The 12,511-nt window shown below is 72.6% G+C and carries 8 protein-coding genes; 3 read left to right on the top strand and 5 right to left on the bottom strand.

The features are described 5' to 3' along the window. Positions 1-92 precede the first annotated feature (92 nt). The 3 genes from ACIOWN_RS17670 to ACIOWN_RS17660 form a co-directional block, all read right to left on the bottom strand. Positions 93-833 (bottom strand): GNAT family N-acetyltransferase, encoded by a 741-nt coding sequence (locus ACIOWN_RS17670; RefSeq protein WP_362357053.1) that lies wholly within the window; start codon positions 831-833, stop codon positions 93-95. A gap of 75 nt (positions 834-908) precedes the next feature. Continuing rightward, the gene (locus ACIOWN_RS17665; protein WP_362357051.1) at positions 909-2,840 is read right to left on the bottom strand and encodes an IucA/IucC family protein; all 1,932 of its coding nucleotides are present in this window, start codon (positions 2,838-2,840) and stop codon (positions 909-911) included. A gap of 445 nt (positions 2,841-3,285) precedes the next feature. Continuing rightward, positions 3,286-4,998, bottom strand: coding sequence for a diaminobutyrate--2-oxoglutarate transaminase family protein (locus tag ACIOWN_RS17660; protein ID WP_401982673.1), 1,713 nt, complete (start codon positions 4,996-4,998; stop codon positions 3,286-3,288). Between the two features lie 317 nt (positions 4,999-5,315). Between ACIOWN_RS17660 and ACIOWN_RS17655 the strand changes: the two genes are divergently transcribed. The 3 genes from ACIOWN_RS17655 to ACIOWN_RS17645 all read left to right on the top strand — a co-directional run bounded on the left by ACIOWN_RS17655 (position 5,316) and on the right by ACIOWN_RS17645 (position 9,231). Further along, positions 5,316-6,356, top strand: a complete 1,041-nt coding sequence (locus ACIOWN_RS17655; protein WP_401982671.1) for a MerR family transcriptional regulator — start codon at positions 5,316-5,318, stop codon at positions 6,354-6,356. 221 nt (positions 6,357-6,577) lie between these two features. Continuing rightward, positions 6,578-7,813 carry a hypothetical protein gene (locus ACIOWN_RS17650; RefSeq protein WP_362357045.1) on the top strand — a complete coding sequence of 412 codons (1,236 nt, stop codon included), beginning with the start codon at positions 6,578-6,580 and terminating at the stop codon, positions 7,811-7,813. Between the two features lie 185 nt (positions 7,814-7,998). Then, complete coding sequence (locus ACIOWN_RS17645) at positions 7,999-9,231, top strand: trypsin-like serine peptidase (protein ID WP_401982669.1); 1,233 nt, start codon at positions 7,999-8,001, stop codon at positions 9,229-9,231. Positions 9,232-9,304: 73 nt separating this feature from the next. Here the strand turns inward: ACIOWN_RS17645 and hflX are convergent, their stop codons facing one another. Then, a complete protein-coding gene (gene hflX, locus ACIOWN_RS17640; protein WP_362357041.1) occupies positions 9,305-10,816 on the bottom strand; it encodes a GTPase HflX in 1,512 nt (503 codons plus the stop codon). Between the two features lie 138 nt (positions 10,817-10,954). Continuing rightward, positions 10,955-12,433, bottom strand: a complete 1,479-nt coding sequence (locus tag ACIOWN_RS17635) for a M1 family metallopeptidase (protein ID WP_401982667.1) — start codon at positions 12,431-12,433, stop codon at positions 10,955-10,957. Positions 12,434-12,511: the final 78 nt, after the last annotated feature.

Raw genomic sequence — 12,511 nt, 5'->3', positions numbered from 1 at the left:
CGGTGGCTGGGTATCTCCTACTCCCGTCCGGCGGGGTGGGAACCGGATCGGCCCGGTCTGTGTACCGGACGTGATGACAGCGGGGCTCACTGTCACAGCAGATCACGCAAGGCCCGCTCGCGGATCATGAGGGCGGCCCGCTTGGCGGGCAGATCGACCTCGGCGGCGAACCGGAAGCCGGCGCTCAGAAATGCGGCCACGGAGGGTGCGTTGCGCAGGTCGGGTTCGGCGAGGACGCGGGCGCAGGTGACGCGTTGGTCGAGCACCAGGTCGGCCACGGCTTTGAGCAGGGTGCTGCCGAGCCCTCGCCCACGGTCGGCGACGCCGCCGACCAGGAGATGGATACCGGTGTCGTGCGGCCGGGCCGGGTAGTGCCGGGCCAGGGGATCGAGGTCGGCCCGGTAGACCTCCCAGTAGCTCATCGGCGTGCCTTCGAGCAGGCCGATGCAGGGGACACTGCGGCCGTCGCCGTCGAGTTGCGCGAGCAGATGGATCTCGGTCACGTTCTGCTCCCCGGCCAGCTGCCAGAACTCCGCGACGGCGGGGTCGTTCATCCAGCGGCTGATCAGCGGCAGATCCCGCTCCAGCCGGACGGGAACCAACTGGAACGCGCCGACGGGGGTGAGGGTGGGGCCCCAGTCACCCACGCCGTCGAGCAGGTCGGCCACGGCCGGGGTGCGCGTCCCGGTCATCCCCCCGAAACGCGCGACGAAGTCGTCCGGCAGTCGCAGTTCGAGCGTGTCCGCCCCGTCGGTACCCGCCTCGGTCACGCGGAGGCGGGGAGCGGTTGCCGGTGCTTGCCCGGTGGCGGCTTCGGCGTCGGTGGGAGGCATGGCGCGCTCCTTTCGGAAGGAGGGTCTACGGAGGACGGGAGTCGAAGTCACGTCGGAGTGCGGGGCAGGGAACGGTCAGAGGAACAGGGGGTTGGCGATGGTGACGTAGACGGACTGGGTGTCGACCGGGCCGACGAGTTCGTCGAGGCCGTGCAGCCGGGTCAGCAGGTTGGCCTTGCAGCGCAGCACCGGCGAGTCGAGCAGGCGGGCCGGCAGCGTGGAGCGCATACGGGCCGGGCCGGAGGCCGTGGCGGCGAGGAAGCGGCGGAAGGCGGCCAGCAGCAGCCGCTCGTCGGCGAGCCGTTGGGAGCCGAAGGCGCCGATCAGACCGAACACGTTGTTGACGGCGAGGTAGTACGCGAAGCGTTCGTCGGTGACGTCGTCGGAGACGAAGGTGTCGCTGTGCTCGCCGATCCCGGGCAGCCGGGCGTCGAGCTCCGCGTGCCGGGACACGCGGAAGTAGTAGCCCTGGTTGTCGCGGTAGCGACCGCCCGCGGGCCAGCCTTCGTCGTCCAGCAGGAGCAGCGTGTTCTGCTGGTGCGCCTCCAGGGCGACTCCGGCCTCGCCATCCAGCCACAGCACGGGGCGGACCACCTGTTCGAGGTAGCGCAGGAACCACTCGGTGGCGACGGCTCTCGACGGACGGCCGGTGCGGACGGCGAGGCCGGTGACGACCTCGGCCAGGCGGGACCGCAGGGAAAGGGGGGCACCGGCTCGGGGGTAGGGCCGGGGTGCCACGAGTCCCGCGACGCAGGAGACGTCGTCCGCCGCATGGAACGGGTTGTGCCGGATCATCACGTCCAGACCCGGCACCGGTGTCCCGTCCTGGTCGTCCACGGCCAGCCAGGCCGGGTCGCGGACGATGTCGAAACCGGGGTGCGCCGCGTGCCACTCCCGGGAGAGACCACTGCGTAGCAGCCGGTGGACCTCCACACCCCGGTGCAGTTCCTTGCGGAGGTTCTCACGACGGGAGTTGGTGATGCGCAGGCCCAGCGACAGCTTGAGCATGGCGGCCGTGCCGGTGCGGTGGACGGTGCGTACGGAGGAGGTGGGACACCAGGACGGCCCACAGGGGCCGAGGTCGCGCAGGAGTCCCGCGTCGAGCAGGGCCGCCGCGGCCGGGCGGTGGCGTACCTCGCGCGACTGCCACGGGTGCAGCGGCAGGGCGGTGTATCCGTCGGGCAGGGGCAGCTCCGCTCCGGCGAGCCGAGCGGTGAGCAGCCCCGCGGGTACCGTCCGGCCGCGTTCGGTCCAGGCGGAGTCGGTGGCGAGTACGGAGTCGGCGACCGCCAGCCAGTGCAACGGGAAGGAGCCCCGCGATTCGGGCGAGTAGTGGCGGACTTCGGCTTCCGACAGGCCTTCGCGGCTCTTCGGGGTCGGGTGCAGCGGATGCCCGAGCAGGAGGGCCTGCTCGGCGGAGAGGAAGCGGTCGGTTCCGTCGGTGGGGCGGTGCCGGCGGTCACGGAGGAAGAGGGTGGTGCCACGAACGGAGTCGGCGACACGGGCCACGAGGTCGAGTGCGGCGGTGTCGCAGGGCTCGGCCGAACCCCGCTCCGGTGACGGGTCGGCGGCTGCGGGCCCACGCAAGGGTCTGGGCACGCGGCTCCTGACGCGTGCTTCCCGCGCGAGCAGGGCGGCGACCGTGACGGCGTCGGCCGGCGGGGCGTCCTCCGGGGCGTCGGCCAGGTACGGAAGGCCGAAGCGGTGCCAGCCCGTCGGGGACCAGTGGTGGACGGGCACGAGCAGGGCCGTCCCGCCGGCCCGGAGGGGGATGCGGAGGGTGCCGTAGCTGGGGGCTGCGGCACCGGTCTCGCGCACCCAGCAGCGCAGGAGGTTCTCCACGGCCGCGGCCTGGGCGGCGGTGTGCGGGTCGGGGTGTTCGAGGAGGTCGGTGGGTGTGCCGTCGGGCCGTGGAGCGGCCGATGTCCTTCGCGGCTGGCGGGGAACCGTCTCGGCCGGGTCGGGGGTGCGGCGGGAGCGGCCGTGGGGAATGGGGGTGAGGTTCAAGACGGCTCCTCGGGGTGACGTTCGGGTCGACGATGCCCGGCGATGACGGGCCGGTTGGGCGACCGTGGGGGCGGCGGTCAGGGCGGCAGCGGGGCGGTACGGGTCGAGCGGTGGGGTCGGAGGGGTGCGTATCCGGGGGTATCCGGGGGTTTCGGGATGTGCCGGTGGGGCGGCTGGGCGGAGCGGGGCGGTCGCCTTCGGCGGGCCGTCCGGCCCGTGAGGTCAGGGGTTCGGCAGGGCTAGCGTCGGGCGTGGGGGGGGCGGGCGTCGGGCGTCGGGCGTCGGGCGTCGGGCGTCGGGCGTCGGGCGTCGGGTGAACTGATCGGCCCGTCCGGCTCAGGCACCAGTGGCTCGGGCCAGGTCGGTGGCGCGGGGCCAGTGCCGGCTCGGACCTGCTCGTCCCGGGGCACCGGCCGACGAAGACGGCCGGAGGGCTTATCCCGCGTTACCCCGCGCCTTCCGAGCGGCCGGTGAGTCGCGGCTGCCTCCGAGGGGTCCCGCGCTCCTGGCCGTCCCGGCCGGTGTGGCCTCGGGCCGCCGCTTCGACCGCGTCGGCCAGGCGGCCGAGCACCGCGGCGGCCTGCTCGTCGGTGATCGTCAGCGGGGGAAGGAGTCGTACGACGCTTGCGTGGCGGCCGCCGAGTTCGACGATCAGGCCCCGCCGCAGGCACTCCCGTTGGACGGCGGCGGCGAGTTCGGGTGCGGCGGGACGGGGCTCTCGGACGCGGGATGACGCCGGCCCCGGGCTGTCATTCCCACAGTCACCCGCGCCGAGGCCCCAGTCATCGCCCCTCGCTGACGGCAACTCCCGGGCGTCGCCGTGGCGGAATCCCTCGTCTCCCGACGCCCGGCCGGCCCCGGCGCGACGCTGCTCCGCTACGACCACACCGTCCACCGCCGCCGTCGCTCCAGTCTTTCCCGTGCCCAAGCTTCCCGGCGTGCCCCGCGTCCCCACACCGGTCCCGCCCGGCCCAGCCGCCGCGCTGCCCCCGCTGTCCGTCCCGAAGTCCCCTTCCGGGTCCACCAGTTCGAGGCCGATCATCAACCCGCGGCCGCGTACCTCGCCGACGCAGGGGAAGTGGGCGGCCAGGTCGCGGAGTTGGGTCAGCATGTGGAGGCCGAGGGACGCGGCGTGTTCGGCCAGGCGGTTCTCGCGGACATGGGCCAGGGTGGCCGTGCCGGCGGCCATGGCGAGCTGGTTGCCGCGGAACGTTCCCGCGTGGGCGCCGGGCTCCCAGACGTCGAGGTCGTCGCGGTAGACCACGACGGCCAGTGGAAGGCTGCCGCCGATGGCCTTGGACAGCACCATCACGTCCGGTGTCACACCGCTGTGCTCCACCGCCCAGAAGGTGCCCGTGCGGCCCACCCCTGTCTGGATCTCGTCGGCGATCAGTGGGACCGACCGGTCCTCGGTGATGCGGCGCATGCGCCGCATCCAGTCGTCCGGGGCGGGAATCACCCCGCCCTCACCCTGGACGGGTTCGACGATCATCCCGGCGGGCAGCGGTACGCCCGACTTCGGGTCGTCCAGGACCGACTCGGTCCAGCGGGCGGCGAGTTCGGCTCCACGTGCGCCGCCGACGCCGAAGGGGCAGCGGTAGTCCTGGGGGTAGGGCAGGCGCGCGACCCGTACGTCGGCGGCGTGGCCCGAGGCGGCGAGCGCTCCCTCGGTCATCCCGTGGTAGGCGCCGGCGAAGGCCAGCATCCCGGTGCGGCCGGTGGCGGCCCGGACGAGTTTGAAGGCGGCCTCCACCGCGTCCGTGCCGGCCGGGCCGCAGAACTGCACGCGTGCCCGGCCGGCGAGTCCGGGCGGCAGGGTGTGGAACAGCTCGGTGACGAAGGCGTCCTTGACGGGTGTGGCGAGGTCGAGGGCGTGCAGGGGCGCGCCGGAGTCGAGGACCTTTCGGATGGCCTCCAGGACAACGGGGTGGTTGTGGCCGAGGGCAAGGGTGCCCGCGCCGGAGAGGCAGTCCAGGTAGCGGCGGCCGTCCGCGCCCTCGACGGTGAGCCCGCGTGCCCGTACGGGCACGATCGGCAGGGCTCGCGCATAGGTGCGCGCCGCCGACTCGCGCGCCGACTGCCGCCGCAGGATCCCCTCGAGCGAGGCGTGCGCCCCCGCGGACGCGCAGCTTACGGGCGCAGACTCCGTCACGGTCACGGCTCCTTGTCCTCCCGCTGTTCCATGGCGTCGGCCTGCCACTGACGCAAGGCGCCGGCCTCTCGCGCTCCCGGGGCGAGTCACCGCCCACGGCGCGGGGGTCCCGGACGCGGACATCAGGACCCTCACCGCTACAACCCCGGACGGTGCGCACGGTTACGGGTGCGCTCAAGATCCCTGGCGTCAGAGATCGTTGCTCGTCGGCGCGCCGGGCCCGGGGGTGGTGTGACCAACCCTCGGCGGGCTCGCACGGGACATCGGACAATGGGGATCGGATCGCAGGCGAAACCGGCGGAGCAGGCGCGAGGACCGAGGGCATGAGCGACGAGACACCGCCCGTGGCGGGGCTGACCACGGGAGCTCTGGCCCGCCGCCTGGGCGTCTCCCCGACCACCCTGCGCTCCTGGGACCGCCGCTACGGACTGGGGCCCGCCGTGCGGGAGGGGGGACGGCACCGACGCTGGAGTCCCCAGGACATCGCGATGGTGGAGGAGATGTGCCGGCTGACGTCGGCGGGCACGCCACCGGCCGAGGCCGCCCGGGTGACCCGCCTCGGGCGCGGCGGCCCGCCCGGGCAGACCGAACCGTCCCCCGCCGTGCCCTCCGCCCGGCGTGCGTCGTCGTTGGGGGCGGGTGAGCCGCCCCTCCGTGGGGGCGCCGGCAGCGGGCTGCCGCTGGGCGACGTGCGGCAGGAGTGCCGGGGCCTGGCCCGTGCCGCGGTGCGCCTGGACGCGCCGGAGCTGGAGAGCCGGCTGCTGGATGCGGTCCGGCGGTACGGGCTGACCGTGGCGTGGGAGGAGGTGATGGTGCCGACCCTGCGCGCGGTGGGCCGCAAGTGGGTGTCGTCCGGCGAGCGGTACGTGGAAGTGGAGCACCTGCTGTCCTGGCAGGTGTCGACCACCTTGCGCAGCATGCCGCTGCTGCTGCCCCGCGCCGCGGTCCGGGTGGACGTTCCGCCGGTGGTGCTGGCCTGCGTGCCCGGTGAGCAGCACTCCCTCCCCCTGGAGGCGCTGAACGCGGCGCTGGGCGAGCGTGGGGTACCGACCCGGATGCTGGGCGCCGCGGTGCCGGTGGAGGCGCTGCTTGCCTGCGTGCGGCGTACCGGTCCGACCGCCGTGGTCCTGTGGGCGCAGGCCCGCTCCACCGCGTCGGTGCCGCTGGCCCGGCGGGTCGCGGCTCTGGAGTGGGGGGCGCCGGGGGCGCGTGGGCGGCCTGCCGTCCTGCCCGCCGGTCCAGGCTGGGAGCGGCGGGCCTGTCGGGACTTCCCCCGCTGCGTCGGCCTGCGGGACGCGGTCGGGACGCTGAGCCGCCTCTGCGGTGGCGACGGTGCCGCGGCGCACTCCGCACGAGTGCGCTGAGGGGCAGGATTTGGGGCGAACGGCCTGACCGGAGAACCGACGGTGGCGGAACCACTGCCCGTAGCGAAACCGTTGCCGTTCCGTCGGCGGGCCCCCATGCCGAACGCATAGTGTGTGGTGCCGTTCGCGCACGCCGTGGGACCGGGGTGAACCGGCCCCGGACTCACGGTGGGCATGCGACGGCAAGCAGCAAGTCCGTTCTTAGCAGGGGGAGTCAGAGCATGCGACCCATACGCCCGTTCTTCACCGCGCGTCGAGGAGGGGGCGCCCGCCGCACAACCTCCCCCGTACTGACCGCCGTTGCCCTGGCCTCCGGGCTCGCGCTCCTCGCCACGGGCTGCGACTCGGGCGACAGCGCGGCCGACGGGCGGCCCTCCGCCGTCGCGACCGCCGACGACATGGCCGGAACCGGCGACGGAAAGATCAAGATCCCGGACGACATCAGGAAGAAGCTCAAGGAACACGGGATCGACATCGACAAGTGGAAGAACGGCGCCTGGAAGGACTGGAACCAGGACGACTGGCTCCGTGAGGCGAAGGACTACGTCAACCCGATCATCAAGGACCTGTGGGATCCCGAGCGGATGCGTCGCGCCAAGGACCCGGACAAGGGCGTCGACAACGATCTCTCGGGCGACCAGGGTGTCACCGACCCGACTCCGGCCCCGGTGACGGCGCGTGCTGTCTCGCCGGCGTACCACGCGAACGCGGCGACGGCGGGGAAGGTGTTCTTCGACTCCCCCGAGGGCACGATGGTCTGTTCGGCGACGGTCGTTCAGGACCCGGCCCACCCGGGCAAGTCCAACCTCGTGTGGACGGCAGGCCACTGCGTGCACGCCGGCAAGAAGGGCGGCTGGTACCGCAACATCGCCTTCGTGCCCTCGTACAACGACGCGGGCCGCAGCACCGCCGATCTGCAGAACGCCGGCAAGGACGAGGTCGCCCCGTACGGCGTGTGGTGGGGGGACTGGACGAAGGCCTCGGAGCAGTGGATCGAGCAGGGCGGTCCGACCGGAGGGCAGGGTGCCGCCTACGACTTCGCGGTCATCCATGTGACGCCCGAGCAGGGCGGCGGCGGCCGATCGCTGGAGGAGACAGTCGGTGCTGCGCTCCCTGTGGACTTCGCCGCCCCGGCCGTGCCCAAGGTGCAGAGCCTGACCGCGACCGGCTACCCGGCCGCGCCCCCGTACGACGGGCAGCGGCTGTACCAGTGCCAGGACAAGCCGGGCCGGCTGTCGCTGAACGCCTCGGACCCGACGATGTACCGCATCGGCTGCACCATGACCGGCGGCTCCTCCGGCGGCGGCTGGGTCGCGACCGGCTCGGACGGCAGGCCCGCCCTGGTCTCCAACACCTCGATCGGCCCCGTGACGGCCGGCTGGCTGGCGGGTCCGCGACTGGGCCCGGCGGCCAAGAGCGTGTACGACGCGGTCAGCGGCAAGTTCGCCGGACAGTAGGCCGTCACGGCGGCGGGGCGCCCGACGGGGGCCTTCTCACGGGAACCTTCACCGTCCCGCCGCGCGCACGACACCAAGCACCAAGCACCAAGCACCAAGCACCAAGCACCAAGCACCAAGGGGCGTTCGGCGCTCGGGCCGGGCGCGCACGGCGTTCACACCAACCGACGGGGGTTCATCGCATCATGCAGATCATACGTAGGTCCGCCACGCCCCGGCGCGCGCGCCGGCGCACCGTCCTGGCCGCCACCGGGCTCGTCGCGGCCCTGGCGCTCACCGCCACCGCCTGCTCCGGCTCCTCGGGCAAGACCGACGCCGCCGGCGCGCCGGACGCCACCGCCTCGCGGACCGCGGACCGCGGCAGCGACGACGGCGGCAGCGACGACAAGGTCAGGATTCCGGCCGACATCGCGGACAAGCTCAAGGAGCACGGCATCGATGTGGGCACATGGCAGCGCGGCGGCTGGAAGGACTGGGACAAGGACAAGTGGCTCAGTGAGGCCAAGGACTTCGTCAACCCGGTGATCAAGGGCCTGTGGAAGCCCGAGCGGATGCAGTCCGCCCAGGAGGCGAACAAGACGGTCTCCACCCAGGACGCCGTCGCCGGCCAGGGCGTCAGCGACCCGGCGCCGCGTCCCGTCCGTGCGCAGGCGGAGAAGACGCCCTACCACGACAACGCGGCCCCGGTCGGCAAGGTCTTCTTCGACTCGCCCCAGGGTTCGATGGTCTGTTCGGGCACGGTCGTCAAGGACGTCAACCACCCGGGCAGGTCCAACCTGGTGTGGACGGCCGGCCACTGCGTGCACGCGGGCAAGAAGGGCGGCTGGTACCGCAACATCGCCTTCGTCCCGTCGTACAACGACCTCGGCAAGTCCGCGGCGCGGCTGAGCAGCGCGCGCGCCTCCGAGGTCGCACCGTACGGCGCCTGGTGGGCGGACTGGGCATCCACCTCCGGCCAGTGGATCCAGGGCGGTGCGGAGACGGGCGGCGCGGGCGCGGCGTACGACTACGCCGTGCTGCACGTGAAGCCGGAGTCCGGTTCCCGGTCGCTGGAGGAGACCGTCGGTGCGGCCCTGGACGTGGACTTCTCCGCGCCCCCGGCGACCCGGGTCGCCACGATGGGTGCCTGGGGCTACCCGGCCGCGCCTCCGTACAGCGGTCTGAAGATGTTCCGCTGTGTCGACCGGCCGGGCCGGCTCTCGCTGAGCCCGTCGCTCCCGACGATGTACCGCATCGGCTGCACCATGACCGGCGGCTCCTCCGGCGGCGGCTGGTTCCGTGTGGTGGGCGGAAGGACCAAGCTGGTGTCCAACACCTCGATCGGCCCGGCGGACCACACCTGGCTGGCGGGTCCGCAGCTGGGGCGGGGCGCGGAGGCGCTGTACCAGAACATGAGCAGGACGTACGGCGGCCGTTGATCGGACCCGCTGGTATGCCGAGGGCCCGCCCCCCTGTGACAGGAGGCGGGCCCTCGGGCCGTGCGGCTGGGGATCAGAGCGCCGGGGCCGGCGTGTACGGCGCCAGTTCCGCGGCGAGCTCCTCGTGCACCCGGGCCTTGAGCAGGGTGCCCTCCGCGGTGTGCTCCTCGGAGATCACCTCGCCCTCGGTGTGGGCGCGGGCGATCAGCTTGCCGTGGGTGTACGGCACCAGCGCCTCGATCTCGACGGACGGCCGCGGCAGCTCGCTGTCGATCAGCGCGAGCAGCTCGGTGATGCCCTGCCCGGTGCGGGCCGAGACGGCGATCGAGCGCTTCTCGATCCGCAGCAGCCGCTGGAGCACCAGCGGGTCGGCCGCGTCCGCCTTGTTGACCACGACGATCTCGGGTACGTCGGTGGCGCCGACGTCCCTGATCACCTCGCGCACCGCGGCGAGCTGCTCCTCCGGGTCGGGATGGGACCCGTCCACCACGTGCAGGATGAGGTCGGAGTCGCCGACCTCCTCCATGGTGGAGCGGAACGCCTCGACCAGGTGGTGCGGCAGGTGCCGGACGAAGCCGACGGTGTCCGCCAGCGTGTAGAGCCGCCCGGTCGGGGTCTCGGCCCGGCGCACGGTCGGGTCCAGGGTCGCGAACAGGGCGTTCTCGACCAGGACACCCGCGCCGGTGAGCCGGTTGAGCAGGGAGGACTTGCCGGCGTTGGTGTAGCCGGCGATGGCGACGGAGGGCACCTTGTTGCGCCGCCGCTCCTGGCGTTTGATCTCGCGGCCGGTCTTCATCTCCGCGATCTCCCGGCGCATCTTCGCCATCTTCTCGCGGATCCGCCGACGGTCCGTCTCGATCTTGGTCTCACCGGGACCACGCGTGGCGAGGCCGCCGCCGCTGCCGCCGCCCATCTGCCGGGACAGCGACTGACCCCAGCCACGCAGCCTCGGCAGCATGTACTGCATCTGGGCGAGCGCGACCTGCGCCTTGCCCTCTCGGGACTTGGCGTGCTGGGCGAAGATGTCCAGGATCAGGGCCGTACGGTCGATGACCTTGACCTTGACGACGTCCTCGAGGTGGATGAGCTGGCCCGGGCTGAGCTCACCGTCGCAGATGACGGTGTCCGCGCCCGACTCCAGGACGATGTCCCGCAGCTCGTTCGCCTTGCCGGAACCGATGTAGGTGGCCGCGTCGGGCTTGTCGCGGCGCTGGATCACGCCGTCGAGCACGACCGCGCCCGCGGTCTCCGCGAGGGCGGCGAGTTCGGCCAGGGAGTTGTCCGCGTCCCGCGCGGTCCCCGAGGTCCATACGCCGACGAGCACGACCCGCTCCAGGCGGAGCTGGCGGTACTCGACCTCGGTGACGTCCTCGAGCTCGGTGGACAGTCCCGCGACACGGCGCAGCGCCGCCCGCTCGGAACGGTCGAACTGATCGCCGTCCCGCTCTCCGTCGAACTCGTGGCTCCAGGTGACGTCCTCTTCCATCAGGGCATCGGCCCGGAGACCTTCGGGGTATGAGTGCGCGAGGCGCTTGCTGTCCTGGGACGCCTCGGACGACTGGGAAGAGGAAGAAGAGGAGGTCATTTGGTCCTTACGTGGTGGGAGAGTCCGTCACATGTCACAACGTACGGGTACCCCGGGAGATTCCCGTGGCCCGTGCCCGCGCCGGTCCGAAGATGGTCGCACGGTACGGCCCGTCTCGTCACGGCGTTATTCCTCCGCTCACTTCTTCGCCGTCTCCGGCGGCGGGGCCTGCTTCCAGTCGGGGTGACCGGGCATGGGTGGGGTCCTCTCGCCGTGGAGCCAGGCCTGGAAGAAGCCGCTCAGGTCGCGTCCGGCGATGCCCGAGGCCAGGCGCTCGAAGTCGGCGGTGGTGGCCGTGCCGTCCCGGTGGGCCTGCACCCAGGCGCGCTCCAGGCTCTCGAAGGCCGGCTTGCCGATCTCCTGGCGCAGCGCGTACAGGACGAGCGCGGAGCCGTCGTAGACGTTCGCCCGGAAGATGCCGATCTTCTGGCCGGCCTTCGGCGGCTTGGGCCGCGCGGGCGGTCCGCCGATCTCGCGCCAGCGGTCGGAGGCACCGTAGGCGGCCTTCATCCGGGTCTCCAGCGGCTTCTCCGCCTTCTCGTCGGCGTACAGGGCCTCGTACCAGGTGGCGTGGCCCTCGCTGAGCCACAGGTCGGACCAGCTGCGCGGGCTCACACTGTCGCCGAACCACTGGTGGGACAGCTCGTGCACCATGACCGACTCGACGTACCACCGGGGGTAGGCGGGCTCGGTGAACAGCTTCTTCTCGAAGAGCGACAGGGTCTGCGTCTCCAGTTCGAAGCCGGTGGCGGCGGAGGCCATGAGCAGGCCGTACGTCTCGAAGGGGTATGTCCCGACCTTGCTCTCCATCCAGGCGATCTGGTCGGGGGTCCTGGCCAGCCACGGTTCGAGGGCCTCGCGGTCCTCGGTGGGAACGACGTCGCGCAGGGGCAGGCTGTGCGGGCCGGTGCGGTGCACCACGGTGGAGCGGCCGATGGACACCTGAGCCAGCTCGGTCGCCATCGGGTGCCCGGTGCGGTACGACCACGTCGTCGTCCCGCCGGTCCGTGTGACGCCGGCCGGAAGGCCGTTGGCGACGGCCGTGTACCCCTCGGGCGCGGTGATGCGGAAGGTGAACATCGCCTTGTCGGAGGGATGGTCGTTGCACGGGAACACCAGGTGGGCGGCGTCGGCCTGGTTGGCCATCGCCAGGCCGTCCGAGGTGCGCACCCAGCCGCCGTCGCGGTCCTTCACGGGCATGGGGTCGCTGGTGTGGCGCACGGTGATGCGCATCCAGCTTCCCCGGGGCAGCTGGATCCTGGGGGTGACCACGAGATCCTCGCCCGCGATGGCGAACTCGGCCGGCAGGCCGTCGACCTCCACGGAGTTCACCGTGCCGTGCGCGAAGTCGAGGTTCACGCGCTCCAGATCCTCGGTGGTCCATGCGTCGATCGTGGTGACGGCCTGGAGCGGCTTGCCGTTGTCACCGCCATAGGTGAACGACAGGTCGTACGACAACACGTCGTAGCCGGGGTTGCCCAGGTGCGGGAAGAGCCGGTCGCCGATGCCCAGCGGCTCGGGCGGAGCACCCGCGGCGACGAGACAGACGGAGACGGCGGACGCGAGGAGAGTCGCCTTCAGGCGACGCGGAACACGTGATCCAAGGCTGAGCGGCATGCACCACCGCTACCAGCGCCCACCCACCCGACCGCGCCGACGCGCGCCCAACCCACCCGAAAGGGCCCGACGGGAGCA

It is taken from the genome of Streptomyces sp. NPDC087787, from assembly GCF_044743035.1.
Classification (GTDB): Bacteria; Actinomycetota; Actinomycetes; order Streptomycetales; family Streptomycetaceae; genus Streptomyces.
The sequence above is the reverse complement of the archived record's forward strand: the minus strand, read 5'-3'. Positions and strand labels throughout refer to the sequence as shown.

Bases quoted from the DNA above. Each gene is read 5' to 3' on its own strand.
- ACIOWN_RS17650 (WP_362357045.1), top strand. From the start codon at position 6,578: ATGCGACCCATACGCCCGTTCTTCACCGCGCGTCGAGGAGGGGGCGCC.
- ACIOWN_RS17645 (WP_401982669.1), top strand. From the start codon at position 7,999: ATGCAGATCATACGTAGGTCCGCCACGCCCCGGCGCGCGCGCCGGCGC.
- ACIOWN_RS17655 (WP_401982671.1), top strand. From the start codon at position 5,316: ATGAGCGACGAGACACCGCCCGTGGCGGGGCTGACCACGGGAGCTCTG.
- ACIOWN_RS17635 (WP_401982667.1), bottom strand. From the start codon at position 12,433: ATGCCGCTCAGCCTTGGATCACGTGTTCCGCGTCGCCTGAAGGCGACT.
- hflX (WP_362357041.1), bottom strand. From the start codon at position 10,816: ATGACCTCCTCTTCTTCCTCTTCCCAGTCGTCCGAGGCGTCCCAGGAC.
- ACIOWN_RS17670 (WP_362357053.1), bottom strand. From the start codon at position 833: ATGCCTCCCACCGACGCCGAAGCCGCCACCGGGCAAGCACCGGCAACC.